9 protein-coding genes are annotated in these 15,615 nt (G+C 74.0%); 5 read left to right on the forward strand and 4 right to left on the reverse strand.

Going from position 1 to position 15,615, the window contains the following annotated elements:
- Positions 1 to 29: 29 nt before the first annotated feature.
- A complete protein-coding gene (locus M8C11_RS01230; protein ID WP_252447887.1) occupies positions 30 to 4,289 on the forward strand; it encodes an FG-GAP-like repeat-containing protein in 4,260 nt (1,419 codons plus the stop codon).
- 58 nt (positions 4,290 to 4,347) lie between these two features.
- Here the strand turns inward: M8C11_RS01230 and M8C11_RS01235 are convergent, their stop codons facing one another.
- Positions 4,348 to 7,107 carry a matrixin family metalloprotease gene (locus M8C11_RS01235; protein ID WP_252447888.1) on the reverse strand — a complete coding sequence of 920 codons (2,760 nt, stop codon included), beginning with the start codon at positions 7,105 to 7,107 and terminating at the stop codon, positions 4,348 to 4,350.
- Positions 7,108 to 7,272: 165 nt separating this feature from the next.
- Between M8C11_RS01235 and M8C11_RS01240 the strand changes: the two genes are divergently transcribed.
- Positions 7,273 to 9,315 (forward strand): hypothetical protein, encoded by a 2,043-nt coding sequence (locus M8C11_RS01240; protein ID WP_252447889.1) that lies wholly within the window; start codon positions 7,273 to 7,275, stop codon positions 9,313 to 9,315.
- A 61-nt stretch (positions 9,316 to 9,376) separates the two neighbouring features.
- On the opposite strand, the gene M8C11_RS01245 is transcribed toward M8C11_RS01240, so the two are convergent.
- Positions 9,377 to 10,345: an alpha/beta hydrolase gene (locus M8C11_RS01245; RefSeq protein ID WP_252447890.1), complete on the reverse strand. Its 969-nt coding sequence runs from the start codon at positions 10,343 to 10,345 to the stop codon at positions 9,377 to 9,379.
- Positions 10,346 to 10,399: 54 nt separating this feature from the next.
- The gene (locus tag M8C11_RS01250; protein WP_091416550.1) at positions 10,400 to 10,705 is read right to left on the reverse strand and encodes a putative quinol monooxygenase; all 306 of its coding nucleotides are present in this window, start codon (positions 10,703 to 10,705) and stop codon (positions 10,400 to 10,402) included.
- A gap of 154 nt (positions 10,706 to 10,859) precedes the next feature.
- Between M8C11_RS01250 and M8C11_RS01255 the strand changes: the two genes are divergently transcribed.
- Positions 10,860 to 11,765 carry an AraC family transcriptional regulator gene (locus tag M8C11_RS01255; protein ID WP_252447891.1) on the forward strand — a complete coding sequence of 302 codons (906 nt, stop codon included), beginning with the start codon at positions 10,860 to 10,862 and terminating at the stop codon, positions 11,763 to 11,765.
- On the opposite strand, the gene M8C11_RS30675 is transcribed toward M8C11_RS01255, so the two are convergent.
- Positions 11,668 to 12,198, reverse strand: coding sequence for a TetR/AcrR family transcriptional regulator (locus M8C11_RS30675; protein ID WP_374666835.1), 531 nt, complete (start codon positions 12,196 to 12,198; stop codon positions 11,668 to 11,670). The two genes, M8C11_RS01255 and M8C11_RS30675, sit on opposite strands and share 98 nt — an antisense overlap.
- Before the next feature lie 183 nt (positions 12,199 to 12,381).
- On the opposite strand from M8C11_RS30675, the gene M8C11_RS01265 reads away from it, so the two are divergent.
- The gene (locus M8C11_RS01265) at positions 12,382 to 13,122 is read left to right on the forward strand and encodes an alpha/beta fold hydrolase (protein ID WP_252447892.1); all 741 of its coding nucleotides are present in this window, start codon (positions 12,382 to 12,384) and stop codon (positions 13,120 to 13,122) included.
- A gap of 321 nt (positions 13,123 to 13,443) precedes the next feature.
- On the forward strand, positions 13,444 to 15,606 hold the full coding sequence (locus tag M8C11_RS01270; protein ID WP_252447893.1) for a S8 family serine peptidase: 2,163 nt from the start codon (positions 13,444 to 13,446) through the stop codon (positions 15,604 to 15,606).
- Positions 15,607 to 15,615 lie beyond the last annotated feature (9 nt).

The following is a 15,615-nucleotide window of genomic DNA, read 5'->3' on the forward strand; positions in this document are numbered from 1 at the left end:
CGGCCGGTGCGCACGGAAAGGTGACAGTGATGCGATCAGGAAGATCCGGCCCGTGGGCCGGCGCGATCGCGGCCGCTCTGGCCGTGGCGTTGCTCGGCCCCGGGACGGGCGTGCCCGGCGCGGCGGCGCCGGTCCGGGCCGCCGGCCCGCCGGGAGCGGGCCTCGCCGCCGGCTGCGAGACGTTCGGGTTCACGGCGATGCCGGCGGTCGCCGGGATCGCCGCTCCTCGTGACGTCGAGGCGGTCGACACCAACCAGAACGGCTTCGACGACCTGCTCGTCGCGTCGGCGAGCGGTGACGGCGACGTGCACCAGCTCATCGCCGTCGGCAACGGGACGTTCCGTACGTCGACGACGCCCGGTGGCCCGCCCGAGGTCTATCCCACCTCGGGCACGCCGCGGGCCATCACGGTGGGCTACTTCAACCGGGACGCCAAACCGGACTACGCCGTCGCCACCACCGACGGGGTGGGCATCTGGTTCGGCGTCGCCGGTGGCGACCCGAGGTTCGGCCCCGGAGGGCGGGTGCTGGCCGGGCGCAGCGTGGCGGACGTGGCGGTGGCCGACTTCGACCGCGACCTGCTGCCCGACCTCGCCGCCGTCGACCCCGCCGTGCAGAGCGATCCGGACGACGACCGGGTACAGGTGTTCCGCAACCTCAACGGCGGCGCCTTCGACGCCAGGTTCCTCCTCGGCGACCAGCCGTCGTACGTCCGCCCCTACCGGCTCGCCGCCGGCGACCTGACCGGTAACGGCGTGCCCGACGTGCTGCTCAGCAGCTACGAGCAGGGCACGGTCTCGGTGATCCGTGACGGCAAGAACAGCCCCGCGCCCCGGATCGAAGGGCTGGACGAGGCGTTGCAGCCCGTGATCGCCGACTTCGACCTCGACGGGCGGCTCGACGCGGCCGTCGCGATGCTCGGCGAGGACCGGATCCGGTTGTGGAGCGACTTCCGCGACCCGCCGGCCGGCGGCTTCCCGCCGGCGCCCCGGGAGCTGCCGTCGCTGGACCTGGGGCCGCTGACCCCGGGACGCGAGGGCCCGCACGACGTGGACGTCGCCGACGTCAACCGGGACGGCCGTCCGGATCTGGTGGTGGTCGGCTACGCCAGCCGCGCCGTCTACGTCTTCCCCGGCAACGGTGACGGCACGTTCGGCAGCCCGGCGGTGCTCGCGGCGGGCAGCCGGCCGGTGCAGGCGGCGGTGGGCCGGTTCGACAACAACCAGTCCCTCGACGTGGCCGTCCTGGACGAGGTCGACAACACCCTGCGCGTCTACCTGAACACCTGCACCGCACCCGGGCCGAACCTGACGGTGAGCGGGGTTGAGGCCACCCAGGTGATCCAGAACCTGGGCAACTCCGTGGACCTCGTCGCCGACCGTCGCACTGTCGTGCGAGCGTACGTCGGCACCGACGCGGCGACGCCCGCGGTGACGGCCGCTCTGCACGGGTTCCGGCCCGACGGCACGTCGCTGGGCCCGCCGGTCGCCCCGGCCAACCCGGGCCGCCTGCTGGTGCCGGACCGGACGGTACGGCGCGGACAGCTGGGCGGCGGGTTCCTGTTCGAGCTGCCCACGCAGTGGACGAGCGAGGGAGAGGTCAGACTGCGGGTCGAGATCAACCCGGACCGCCGGGTCACCGAGCCCGACTACCTGGACAACGTCGTCGAACGCACGGTGCGTTTCCAGGCGTCCAAGCCGGTGCGCGTCAAGCTGATCCGGTTCGGTTACCAGCGCGACGGACGGACCGTGCTGCCTCCCGAGTCCGACCTGGACCGGGCCGAGTCGCTGCTGCGGCGCACGCTGCCGACGAGCCGGCTGGAGGTCACCCGCGCCGATTACCGCGACGACACCCCGTTCTTCTGGATCGGCGACGACAGCTTCTATCTCGACGCGAAGGACGCGCGTTCGGTGCTCGACAGCTACCGGCAGGCGACGGCAGGGACGCGGGAACCCGGCGTCTACCACCTGGTCATGGTGAACCGGGACCGGATGGGCGGCGTCGCCGAGAACATCCCCGGGTGGGTGGCGGTCGGCGGCTCGCACAACCCCACGACCATCCAGCACGAGCTGGGACACCTCCTCGGTGCCCAGCACGTCGAGTGCACGGACAATCCCGGCGACGAGACCGGGCCCCGGTCCTACCCGTACCCGCGCGGCACCATCGGCGGGCCCGACCCGGCGAACCCCAGCTTCGCCGGCTACGACATCGGCGACTACTCGGTCGGCGCTCCGCGCCGGGTCGTCTGGGCGCCGGACACCAGCCCGCCGGTCGCCGACCTGATGAGCTACTGCCCGCGCACGTGGGTCTCCGACGACCTGTGGCGGCTGTGGCGCAACCGCGTCCAGAACCCGCCCGCCCAGCAGGGCGCGACCGGTGACCTGCTGGCGCTGTCCGGCGCCGTCGGCGACGGCGCCGGCACCCTGACCGGGCAGCGCCTGAACCGCACCACCCAGCGCCCGGCGACGACGCCCGGCCCGTACGCGCTGCGGCTGCTCGACGCCGCCGGGGCGACACTCGCCGAGCACCCGTTCACCCCGGCGGCGGCCACCGAGCACGCCGCGACCCGCCCGTTCCACGAGGTCGTCGACTTCGCCCCCGGCACCCGCCGGGTGACGCTCGTGGACACCCGCGCCGGGCGGAACCTCGCCACGCTCCCGGTGTCGGCGAACCCGCCCGTCGTGGCGCTGGCGGGCGACGCGCCGCCCGCGTCCGTGCCGGCGACCGGGCCGGTCACGGTGGGCTGGACGGCCGGCGACGCCGACGGCGGTCCGGTCACCGCGAGCGTCCTGTACAGCCCGGACGGCGCCGACGACTGGCGGGTGCTCGCGGCCGGGCTCACCGGGACGTCGTACACGGTGGACGCCGCGCAGCTCGCGGGCACCGGCGGCGCGGCGACCGGCCGGCTGCGTGTGCGGGTCACCGACGGGGTGAACACCGCCGACGCGACGAGCGGCCCGCTCACCGTCGCCGGCAAGAACCCTTCGGTACGGATCACCGCCCCGATCGGCGGCACGTTCTTCGCCACCGGGCAGACCGTCACGCTCGCCGCGACCGTCACCGACCCGGAGCAGGGCGAACTGGACGGATCGGCCGTGCGCTGGACCTCCGACCGCGACGGTGACCTCGGCACGGGCGCCACCCGTACCCCGGGGCAGCTCAGCGAGGGACGGCACGTCGTCACGGTCACCGCCACCGACGCCGACGGCCTCCGGGCAACCGCGCGTACCGAGGTGACGGTGGGCCGGGTCCTGCCGGCCGGCGGACCGCCGACCGCGGACGCCGGGCCGGACCGGACCGCTGTCGAGGGCGACACCGTCACCCTCGACGCGACCGGCACCACCGACCCGGACGGCGACCCGGTGACCCTGTCCTGGACCGTGCTCGCCCAGCCCGACAGTGGCGGGCTCGGCGGCGGCCCGCGGCTGGAGGGCCCGGCCCGCGCGCCGTCGTTCCGAGCCGACCGGGCCGGCACGTACCGGCTGGAACTCACCGCCACCGACGCCCGCCACGGCACCACCACCGACACGGTGACCGTCACCGTGGCGAACCGGCCGATCGAGGTGAGCCCGATCGCGCTCGACGAGGAGCTGCGGGTGGCCGGACCGGTCACCGTGCGGGCCACGTTCACCGACCCGGGTGTGCCGGACACGCACCGGTGCGCTGTCGACTGGGACGGCGACGGTCCGGCCCCGGCCACGGCCGGGGTGGTCACCGGGGAGCGCAACGAGGGCGTCTGCGTGGCCGGCGGTGAGCTGCGGCCCGGTGTGCACGTCGCGCGCCTCACCGTGACCGGCGACGACGGCGGCACCGGGCGGCAGCAGGTACGGATCGTGGTCTACGACCCGTCGGACGTCACTGTTGCCGGCTCGGGCGAGATCGTCTCACCGGCTGGGGCGCTCAGCGCGGACGTGGCCGCCACCGGGCCGGGGGAGTTCGCCTTCGTCGCGGGCCTGGTGAAGGGTTCGCCCACGCCGTTCGGCACGACCACCTTCCGGCTGCCGGACCGTGGGTTCACGTTCGCCGGCACCACGCACGAGCGCCTGACCGTCGCCGGATCGGTGGGCCGGTACCAGGGCGAGGGCACGGTGAACGGCCGGCCGGGGTACGCGTACCAGCTCACCGTCTCCGACGCACCGGACGGGCGTGACGTGGACCGGTTCCGGATCCGGATCTGGGAGAGCGACGGAGGGCGCGTCGTCTACGACAGCGGCCGGGGCGCACCGGACGATCTCGACCCGGCGCACCTGCAACCGCTGAACCAGGGTCGCGTCGTGGTCGTCGGCTAGCCCGGTCCTCCCGCCGTCCGCCACCGAGAGGAGGCGGACGGCGGGAGGCCTCGCCCTCTCACACCACGTCGGACACCCGGGTCAGGTTGGTGCGCTTCCAGTCGTGGTCGCCGAGGGCGCGGGACAGCAACTGGATGTTGCCGTTCGCCGCCGTGTACGTGATCTGGAGCCGGCCGCCGCCCAGCCACACCGACAGCACGCTGCGCCCCACCGGCGGCATCCCGTCGACCTGCACCCGCTCGGCCTGCCACGTGTCACCGTCGCCGGTCAGCTCCCACAGCCCGCCGTCGAAGTCGGCGAAGACCAGCAGCCAGCCGTCGGGCGCGCCGTCCACGCCGGGCAGCCGCTGCACCGCCGACGCGCTGCACTCCGGCAGGCCGAGTTCCGCGGTCAGCGACCGGGTGTGCCAGGCGCCGTCGTCGCCCACCGCGTACATCCGGATGTCCTGCCGGTGGTCGAGGCCGAACACCCGGTGCCGTTCGCCGGCGCGGTGCTCGCCCCACACCGGCATCATGGTCAGCGGCAGCGGGTTCTCCGCCTGGGTGGCCCAGGTGAGCGAGATCTGCCCCCAGCCGTCGGGGCCCTCCCACAGCATCCGCAGGTGCTCCTCGGCGTCCCGGTAGACGATCACGTCGAGGCCGGTGACGCCGTCGACGTACCCGTAGGGGGTGCCGTCGGCGGCGACCGCGCCCTCCACCGACACGTCCTGCCAGACCCAGCCCTGCCCGGGCGCCTGGGACAGCCGGATCGTCCGGCCGTCGGTGGCGCTGTACACGACCCGCTGGGTGTCGCCGTTGCGGTAGGCGTGCGGGCCGTACCGCACGGCGGGCGGGCCGCCGCTGTCCTGCGTCAGGTCACCCCACCACCACTGGCCCTGGTCGTACCAGATCTGGAGGACGTGGCCGCCGTCCCCGGCGTAGACGTACGACGGCACGCCGTCGTGGGCGAAGAACGGCGACGGGGAGGTGCCGCGGGCCATCCGGGGCGCGCCCACGTCCGCGGTGAGCCTCGTCCACGTCCACCCGTCGCCTTCGGGGTAGTGCACCACCAGGTGCCGCTCGCAGTCGGAGTAGGCGACGTGGTCGACGTCCGGCAGCACCCGGATGCCGACGCCGTCGGTGAACGGCAGCCGCCCGTACATGGCGAAGAAGCCGTTGCGGTCGTCGGACTTCGGCACCCGGTACCAACTCGCGTTGCGGTGCATCACGTTGCCGCTCTTGCCGTGGTTGAGCCCGAACGCGTGGCCGATCTCGTGCGTGGCGACGTGCCGGAAGTCGGGGCCGTGGAGGTCGACGTCGAAGTACCCGTGCGCGTCCCAGTTGATCTTCCGGTTGAAGATGACCGGAAGCTGGCCGCCCGTGTCCGGCCAGCCCGGAGCGGCACCCCACTTGGTCACCGCGTAGACGGTCCGGAACCAGCCGGTGTCGTGGAACACCGGGTCGTCGCCGACGGAGAAGACGATGTCCGCCTGCGCCGGGTCGAAGACGCGGGTGAACTCGAACGGCCCGTACCAGTTCTCGCCCAGCACCTCGCGCCACACGTCGAGCGACACCTGGATCAGCTCGTGCTTCAGCGCGTCGGTGAACTCGTCCCGGGCGTACGGCATCGTCATGTCACCGAGGTGGTAGGTCAGGTTCGTGTGCCGGAAGTGCCCACCCTGGAGGACGAAACCGGTGGTGGTCGTCCGGTCCGGGGTGCCGCAGCCCGGTGCGGTCAGGTGGGCGGCGGTGACGGCGTCGGGCCGCCCGGTCACCGGCAGCTCGTGGAACGTCTGGTACGCCCGGATCGCCGCGCCGAGCCCGGTGGTGGGGGCGAAGCCCGCCTCGGTGAGCAGCGTGGCGACCGCGTCCAGGGGCAGGTTCGCCACGTCCGGCCGGATCAGCGACACCGTGCCGTCCACCACGTCGCCCACGTACGCGGTGCCGTCGGCGGTGACCGCCACCGCGTACGGGGCGTGGCCGGTGGTGATCGGATCGAGCGTGCGCGGCGCGTACGGGTTGGTGGTGTCGACGAGCTGGACACCCTTGTCCGTCGCCAGCCAGGCTCGGGACAGTCCCGGCACGGCCGCGAGGTCGCGGACGCCCGCCGCGGTCGGCACCGCGCCGAGCCGCAGGCCGCTGTCCGGGTCGTACACGCCGAACAGCGGGTGCACGGTCCCGCCGCCGAGCGAGCCGACGTAGATCATCCCGTCGTGCGCGACCGCCACCCCGCCCGGCTGGAGGTGGGCGGGCTCGATCGGCGCGACGGTGAGCGTCCCGTCCGGACGTAGCACGGCGAGCGCGTCGTCGGCCGGCACGAGCCCCTTGACGTACAGCGTCGCGTAGACGGTGCCGTCCGGGGCCACCGCGAGCCGGATCGGCGCCGACGGCAGCGGCACGACGCGCCGCTGCGTGGTGTCCGCCAGCTCGATCACGTGCAGGCGCTTGTGCGCCCAGTCGGCGGTGTAGAGCAGGTCGGCCACCGGATCCACGGCGATCGCGATCAGCCCGAAGCCGATCGGGATGTCGGTGACCGTGCCGGTGGCCAGGTCGCACCGGGAGACGCTGTAGCTCTGCACGCCCCGGTTCATCACGTACGCCTGCCCGCGTCCGGGGTGCCAGGCCACCGCGCGGGGCTCGTGGCCGACCGGCAGCGACGGGCGGACCGGGGCGAGGGTACGGGGGTCGAGCACGTGCAGCCGGCCGGCGCCGGACGCGGGGTAGTGGGTGACGAGCAACGCCGTGCCGGTGCCGGTGACGGCGTGCACGGAACCGGGATCGGCGGCGGTGCCGAGGGCGACCTGGAGCTGAGGCGGTGGTGTGGGGGCGGGAGTGGTCATGACGTCCTCCACTGGACGTGAATGCTTCGCGACCCACCGTAGGGCTATGCGCCTGACCTGCGGATTCTTCGTCGTTGATCCGGCAGTGTCGATGTGTGGGCCCTTGCCGAGATCCGTTCACGAGCGTAGGAAGAACACCACCGTCCGATGTCGAAGGAGACACGCGTGCCCACCCCCAGACGGCTCCGTCTCGCCGTGTCCGCGTTGGTGACCGCATCGGCCGTGCTGCTCGGCTCCGGCGCCGCCGCGGCGCCGTCCGCGCCTCCCGCGCCTCCCGCGCCGGCCGGGCAGCGGTCCTGCGACCCGATCGACCCGGCGGCCTGCCTCCTGCCGTTCCCGAACGACTACTTCACCGTCCCGGACCGCGGCACCCCGACCGGCAAGCGGGTCCGGTTCGCGGCCTCCGCGATGCCCGCCAACGTGCTCGGCGTGCCGATCGACCCGGCCGAGTGGAACCGGCAGGACGGCTTCAGCCCCGGCTCGCCGATCCTGGCGCGCGTACCCGGCCTCGACGCCGCGCGGACGCGGATCGCGCCGGTCACCGACGTCGGCCGCTCGCTGGCGCCGGACGCGCCGATCGTGCTGCTCGACGCCCGCACCGGCCGGCGTACGCCGTACTGGGCGGAACTGGACGCGCACGCGGCCGGCAGCCCGGACCGGCAGGCGCTGATCATCCGGCCGGCGGTGGCGCTGACCGAGGGCGCCCGCTACGTCGTCGGCCTGCGCGGCATGCGCGACGGCGACGGCGCGCTGATCCCGGCGCCGAAGGCGTTCCGCGCGTACGTCACCGGTGCCGGCGTGGACCGGCGGGACCCGCGCGCGCCGCAGATGAAGCGGATCCTCGCCGACCTGAGCCGGGCCGGGGTCAAGCGGCACAGCCTCTACCTCGCCTGGGACTTCACGGTCGCCAGCCGGCAGGGCCTGACCGGGCGGATGCTGGCGGTCCGGGACGGCGCGTTCGCCGCGCTCGGCCGCCACGCGCCCTCGTTCACCGTCAGCCAGGTCACCGACTACACGCCGGAGCAGGATCCGCTGATCGCCCGGCAGGTGACCGGCACCGTCGCCGTACCGTCCTACCTGACCGGTGACGGCGGACCGGGCTCCCGGCTGCACTACGGGCCGCCCGGCGGCGACGGCACCCCGCCGACGCCGAGCGCCCTGCCCACACCGTCCGGCACGACAGTGGCGGCCGACTTCGTCTGCAACATCCCGCGCGGCGCGTCCGCCGCGCGACCGGCCCACCTCTCGCTCTACGGCCACGGCCTGCTCGGCCGGCCCACCGAGATCAACGCCGGCAACGTCAAGACCATGTCGCAGACGTACGACTTCACGTTCTGCGCGACGAGCTGGATCGGCATGGCGGCGGCCGACGTCCCGTACGTGGCGGGCGCCTTCACCGACCTCAGCGCCTTCCCGGCGGTGGCCGACCGGCTCCAGCAGAGCTTCCTGAACTTCCTCTTCCTGGGCCGGACGATGATCCACCGCAACGGGTTCGCCGCCCACCCGGCGTTCCGCGACGCGGCCGGGCGGCCGCTGATCGATGTGAAGGGCGGACTGCACTACGACGGCAACAGCCAGGGCGGCATCAACGGCGGCGCGCTCACCGCCATCGCCCAGGACTGGACCCGCTCGGTGCTCGGCGTGCCCGCGATGAACTACTCCACGCTGCTGCAACGCAGCGTCGACTTCGCCCCGTTCCAGACCGTCCTGGACGGCTACTACCCGGACAAGATCGACCAGCAGATCGTCTTCGGTCTGCTCCAGATGCTGTGGGACCGGTCCGAGGCCAACGGGTACGCCCAGCACATGACGGACCGGCCGCTGCCGCGTACCCCGGCGCACCGGGTGCTGATGCACGTGGCGTTCGCCGACCAGCAGGTCTCGACCGCCGCGGCGGAGGTCCAGGCGCGCACCATCGGCGCCCGCCTGCACACCCCGGCGCTCGCCCCCGGCTGGTCGCCGGACGTGCGGCCGTTCTGGGGCATCGCGCCGATCCGCAGGTACCCGTACGCCGGCTCGGCCATGGTGGTCTGGAACAGCGGTGCCGCGTACGCGCCGCCGCCGACGAACCTCGCGCCCGCCGGACCGGAGTACGGCGAGGACTCGCACGAGTTCCCGCGCGCCCAGCCCGGCGCCCAGCGGCAGAAGGCGGTGTTCCTGCTCACCGGCAAGGTGATCGACGTCTGCGCGGGCGGGCCCTGCCCGTGACGTAGCCCCACCGGAGGCACGGCCGGCGCGAGCGGTTCGCGCCGGCCGTGCCTCCCGGGGCTCAGCCCCGGTGACCGGGGAGGGGGTCCAGGACCCGGGCGAGCCAGTCGGCCTGAGCCCGCCGGGCCGCGGCCGACACGCGCACGTGCGGGAACAGCGCCGCGAAACCATGGAAGCCGCCGGCCCACACATGCAGTTCGGCCTGGCCTCCGGCGGCCCAGATCCGGCTCGCGTAGGTGACACCCTCGTCGCGGAAGACCTCCGCCGACCCGGCGTCGATGTACGTGGGCGGCAGGCCGGACAGGTCCCCGGCGAGAGCGGGGGAGACGTAGGGGGAGACCTCCTCGCCGGTCCGGTCGCCGAGGACGCTGCGCCACCCGAACTCGTTCATCTCCCGGGTCCACACGCCGTCCGGGCCGGTGTACTGCCGGCTGGACGTGGTGTCGTTGCGGTGGTCGAGCATCGGGCACGACAGCAGTTGGGCGGCGACCGCCGGTCCACCGAGGTCGCGTGCCATCAGCGTGACCCCGGCCGCCAGGCCGCCACCGGCGCTGGCGCCGGCCACGACGACACGGCCGGGGTCGATGCCGAGGGCGGCGGCGTTGTCGGCCACCCAGCGCAGACCGTGGTAACAGTCGTCGACCAGGGTCGTGCCGGTGGCCTCCGGGGCCAGCCGGTAGTCGACGGTGACCACGACCGCGCCGAACCGGTCGAGCCACTCCAGCGGGATGTCGATGTTCGAAAAGCGGTCTCCCCACATCATCCCGCCGCCGTGGATCCAGTAGACGCAGGGCGCCCCGGCCGTCTGCGCGGCCGGGCTGATGACGGACAGCGGGATCGGCGTTCCGTCCGCGGCGGGGACGGTGACCTCACGCCGTCGCACCGCGCGGTCGCGCAGGTGGGTCTCGATCGGCGGCTCGGGGAGTCGGCGTACGAATTCGATCACCTCGGGGCCCAGTGGCGGCATGGACGGCAGGTCGGCCAACACCGCGAGGAACTCGGGGTCGAGGTTGGGTCGAGGGGAGCTCATCAGAGGGGTCCTTCCGGTGAGGGGGTCGGGGCGGGGCCGGCGGCGGCAGCCGGTTCAGAAACGCGCCTTCCCGCCGACCGGAACCGCGTCCGTGTACGCCGACTCGCCGGCCAGCAGCGGCTGGAGCCGGGCGACGAGATCCTGGGCCTCCGCACCGGCGAAGAACCGGCGGTGAGCCTCGGCGCTGGTCCAGCCCTCGACGACGTGCACGACGTCGGGGTCGGAGGCCGACCGGGACACGAGGAAGACGAGGCAGTCCGGATGGGGCAGGGACGGCGCGCCGAGCAGCAGCCCGACCAGGTCGTCAGCCCTTCCCGGCCGTGCGGTCATGGTGGCGTGGAACCCGTGGCGGACGGTCATCGCGGTGCCTCCTGGATTGTCGTATCCGGGCTCGTCCCGGAAATCCGATTCCTCAATGGAAGCAGGATGAGCAGGGAAAACGTTAGGTATATGCTCGCGAATACTTGCCTGATCCTACTCAGCCTGCGAGGATCGGCCATGCTTTAATCGATGGGTGGATCTGGCTGAGCTGCGAGCGCTGCTGGCCCGTCACGCGCGGGCGGACATGAGCACCGCCATCGACGGCGTGCTGATCTCGAAGGTCGAGCGGCAGAGTCCGCCGGCCACGTCGATGTCGGGCACCGTCATGGCACTCATCGCCCAGGGGGCGAAGCAGATGGCGCTGGGCGACCGCGTGTACGAGTACCGCGCCGGGCAGTACCTCGTCGCGTCGGTCGACCTGCCGGTCACCGGCCGCTTCACCCGGGCCAGCGCCGACATGCCGGCGCTGGGGTTCGGCCTGGTGCTGCACCCGCCCACGGTCGCGGAGCTGCTGTTGCAGGCGGCGCCGGGCGACCTCCCGCCCGTGCCCGGCGCAGCGCCCCCGGGCATGGTGGTCAGCGACGCGCCGGACGAGCTCGTCGACGCGGTGATCCGGTTGCTGCGGCTGCTGGACCGGCCCCGGGACGTCGCGGTGCTCGCGCCCCTGGTCAAGCGGGAGATCCTGTGGCACCTGCTCACCGGGGAACAGACCGGGGCCGTCCGGCAGCTCGGCCTGGCCGACAGCAGCCTCAGCCACGTCGCCAGGGCGGTGCGGTGGATCCGTGACCACTATGCGCAGTCGTTCCGGGTGGAGGAGCTGGCCCGGCTGTCCGGGATGAGCGAGTCGGCCTTCTACCGCAACTTCCAGGCCGTGACGGCGATGAGCCCGATCCGGTTCCAGAAGCAGATCCGGTTGCAGGAGGCCCGGCTCCTGCTCGCCACGCATCCCCACGACGTCACCGGCGTGAGCGCGCGCGTCGGATACGAGAGCCCGTCGCAGTTCAGCCGTGAGTACCGCCGCCAGTTCGGGGTGCCTCCCCGCGAGGACGCCGCCCGCCTGCGCGGCACCGCCCCCGGCCGCGTGCCCGCGGTCGTCTGACCGCAGACGTACGCGACTCCGCCGCCGTCGCGCTCGTTCGGGCCACGAGGGACGGGCGGGGGAGGGTGATGGCGGCGCGACGGGGTGCCGAACTGCCGCGTCCACCGGCGACTCCGGGCCCGGCGAGCTGCTGGAGCTGTTCTTCGACCTGGCCTTCGTGGTGGCGCTCGCCCGGGTGCTCCAGCGCTTCGCGGCCGTAAGCGACGACACCGAGTGGGCGCAGCCGCGGAATGGCGGGGGACCGGATGCCCCGGGCGACGGAGTCGGCGACGGCCAGTAGGCGATCGATCGGAGAAGGGTTGTCCGGGGTTGCCGCTTCCACGGCGGCGCGGTCCATTTCGTGCACCCGGCGCAGATAGGCCCGAATGAGATCGTCCTTGCCGGGGAAGTGCCGGTAAAAGGTGGCACGGGTGACTTTCGCCTCGGCGATGATCTGGTTGTTCTCAGCATTCTCTCAGCCGGGCGTTCATGGGAACCGCTTGCGGGTTTCGGGCACCTCGGATAGCGGCGGGAGGGTCGGTGTGACCATTCGCCGACGTTTCCCCATTCCGCTGACAGCGATTCCGCGCGTGCCCGATATTGGAGTCTCCGCCGGGCCTGTCGAAAGGAATGTCAGATGAATGCCGCACCGAAGCCGGAGACCGGAATGCCGACTGTCGTGCTCGTTCACGGGGCATTCGTGGACGGGTCGAGCTGGAACGGGGTGATCGCCGACCTCCACCGCCGGGGCTATCCGGCCATCGCCGTGGCGAACCCGCTGCGGAGTGTGGCGGGGGACGCCGCCTACCTGCGCGCCCTCGTGGACAGCCTGTCCGGACCGGTCGTGCTGGCCGCCCACTCGTACGGCGGAGCGGTCATCACCGAGGCCGCGGACGGCGCCGCCAACGTCCGGGCCCTGGTGTACGTCGCCAGCTTCAGCCCGGATGCCGGCGAATCGGTGGCCGATCTGAACGCGAGGTTCCCCGGCAGCCGGCTGGCCGACAACATCCAGGCGGTGCCGATCCCGGTGCAGGACGGCAGCGCGGACATGGACCAGTACGTCAAGCAGGAGACCTACCCGGACTTCTTCGCCCCCGACGTCCCCCGGGAGACCGCCGCGGTGATGGCGGCCACGCAGCGGCCGACCGCGGCGAACACGCTGACCGACAGCGTGACGCGGGCCGCCTGGAAGAGCATCCCGTCCTGGACGCTCGTCACCACCCAGGACCTGGCGATCCCGCCGGATCTGCAGCGCTTCCTGGCGCAGCGGGCCGGGTCGACGACGGTCGAGGTCGATGCGTCCCACGCGGTGACCGTCTCGCAGCCGGCGGCCGTCGCGGACCTCATCGACACGGCGGCGCGGGCCACGTCGCGATGACGTCCCGGAACCCGACCGGACTGATGTCCTAGGACGGTCGAGAGGGTGTGCCGGCCGCGACGGTCGGCACACCACGCGGCGGCGTTGCGGAGGAGGTCTGCGTCTCGCGCCGGGTGCGGGGCGCGGGGACGCCGGGTCCGGACCGTCCGGCGGCCCTTCGTGCATCGGGGATCCGCGATGCTAGCCTGCCCGTCTGGTATGGACAGTCTCCTCGACCGGGTTCAAGAGTGGATCGATGACGGATGGTTCGGACGCCCGGCGTTCGCGGCACCACGCAACGTCCGGGGCCACGCCCGTGACCGGCGCCCGAGGCGGTCGCGGGTGACCCGGACCGCGCCGGCGGTCGTCCGGACCCTGCTCGCCGCGGTCGTCGCGTCCGCGGTGCTCGCGCTGACGCCGCTCGCACCGGCAGCCGGCGCCGTCAACGCGCCCGCGCCCGCGGACCGCGCCGAGGGCGACCACGTCAAGTACTACACGGTGGAGGCGACCCACCAGGGCGAGCCGGAGAACCTCACCGAGATCGCGGAGCGGTTCCTGGGCGACGGCTCGCGGGCCGCCGAGCTGTTCGCCCTCAACACCGGGCGGATCCAGCCGGACGGCGCCACACTGACCGACGGCGCCCGGCTCCGGGCCGGCTGGGTGCTGGTGCTGCCGTGGGACGCGTACGGCAGCGAGGTCCGCCAGGGCGTCCCGCCGGCCGCGAAGCCGGCGCCCGGGACGTCCACGCCGGCCGGGCGGCAACCCGCCGCCGGCGACGCGGCCGTCCGCCCGCCGAAGGGGTGCCGCACCGCCGCGACCTCGGGCGCCCGGTCACAGTGGGCCGGTCCGCGGGTCGCCGCCGACCAGGCGTGGCCGCACAGCAGGGGCCGGGACCAGCTCGTGGCCGTCGTCGACTCCGGTGTCGCCGGCGGCCTGCCCGCGCTCGCCGGCCGGGTCACGACGGGCGTCGACCGGGCGACCGGCGGCGCTCGCGGTGACGCCGACTGCCTCGGCACCGGTACGGCGATGGCCGGGCTGATCGTGGCGCAGCCGGTGAAGGGGTCGGCAGTGGCCGGCGTCGCGCCGGACGCGGCGGTCATGCCGGTCCGGGTGGCGGGCCGGACTCCCGGCGCCTCGGCCGCGGCGAGCGTGGCGGGCATCCGGGCGGCGGTCGGCTCCGGCGCCTCCGTCGTCGCGGTCGGGCCGCAGGTGGACCTCGGTCAGGCGGAGGTGGTGTCCGCCGTCAACGAGGCGGTCGAGGCCGGCGCGGTGGTCGTGGTGGGTGCCGTGGGCGAGTCGGCGCCGCCGGACCCGGACGTACCGCTGCACGACGCGGTGCTGCGCGTCGGCGGGATCGGGGCCGACGGGGGTACGGCCGACGGCTACCGCACCGGCGGCGTGGACGTGGTCGCACCGGGCGTCGACGTGACAAGCCTCGGCATCACCGGCACCCGGCCGGTGAGCGGCACCGGCACGCACCTCGCCGTCGCGTACGTGGCGGGCCAGGCGGCGCTGATCCGGTCGGCGTACCCGGATCTCGACCCGGCGCAGGTCCGCAACCGGGTGCTGAAGACCGCGAAGACCACCGGCGGGGTCGCGCCGGAGATCGACCTGACGGCCTCCGTCACCGCCGTGCTACCCGAGGAGGCGCCCCGAGCGCAGGCGGCCGAGCAGGCGTCCGGCTCCACCGGGATCGGCCGCCGGGCGGCGTTGCTGGCGCTCGCCGGGCTGGCGGCGCTCGCCGCGCTGCTGCTGGGTCTGCGCGCCCGCAGGTCGGCGCGGAGCGGTGCCGGGCGGCCGGAGGCGGCACCCGCCGGGGCAGAGGCGGTGTCGCCGTCCGTCCACACCGACGGGACGGACCTCGCCGCGACGCGGATCGATCCGGCCGTGGCCGCCCCGGTCCCGACCGTCCGGAGGAACGCCGGCCCGGCCGTCACCGATCCGGACCTCGGCGGCCCGGCCGTCGTGCACGCTGCCGCCGGCACCGCTGCCGACGACACCGATCCGGCCGACACCGATCCGGCCGACACCGATCCGGCGGGCACAGGTCCGGCCGGCACTCGGCCGGACGTGACTGCGGCGGTGGCGGAGTTGAGCCGCGACCCCGCGCTGCGGCACCTGGCCGCCGACGAGGCGGGGATGGCGTATCTGGCCGAGACCCGGCCGGAGGCGCGGGAGAAGGCGCTCATCGGCCTCGTGCCGGGCATGGACGACGAGACGGTCGCCGCGCTGCCGGCGATGGTGACGGCGCTGCCCGGCACCGACGAGCAGGAGCAGTCGCTCACCGGCGTCCTGGTCGACGTGCGGCGTCACCTGCGCGGCGACCCGCTCGCGCTGGACCGGGCGCTGGTGCGGGCCGGGAAGATCCGGTGGCAGTCCCAGCACGAGCTGGCCGAGCACGTCACGTCGTACGCGCAGCAGCATCCGGAGCTGGCGCGGCTCGCCACCGCCATCGCCGAGACCCGCTGGTCGAGCGGCGCCGAGGAGCCGGCGCGGGGCAGCTGATCAGACCGG

Origin of the sequence: Micromonospora sp. CPM1 (assembly GCF_023896895.1) — a bacterium.
GTDB classification, from domain to species: Bacteria; Actinomycetota; Actinomycetes; order Mycobacteriales; family Micromonosporaceae; genus Micromonospora; species Micromonospora tulbaghiae.

Excerpts from the sequence above, each read along its gene's own strand:
- M8C11_RS01245 (WP_252447890.1), bottom strand. The coding sequence starts at position 10,345 with ATGAGCTCCCCTCGACCCAACCTCGACCCCGAGTTCCTCGCGGTGTTG.
- M8C11_RS01265 (WP_252447892.1), top strand. The coding sequence starts at position 12,382 with ATGAATGCCGCACCGAAGCCGGAGACCGGAATGCCGACTGTCGTGCTC.
- M8C11_RS01230 (WP_252447887.1), top strand. The coding sequence starts at position 30 with ATGCGATCAGGAAGATCCGGCCCGTGGGCCGGCGCGATCGCGGCCGCT.
- M8C11_RS01250 (WP_091416550.1), bottom strand. The coding sequence starts at position 10,705 with ATGACCGTCCGCCACGGGTTCCACGCCACCATGACCGCACGGCCGGGA.
- M8C11_RS01235 (WP_252447888.1), bottom strand. The coding sequence starts at position 7,107 with ATGACCACTCCCGCCCCCACACCACCGCCTCAGCTCCAGGTCGCCCTC.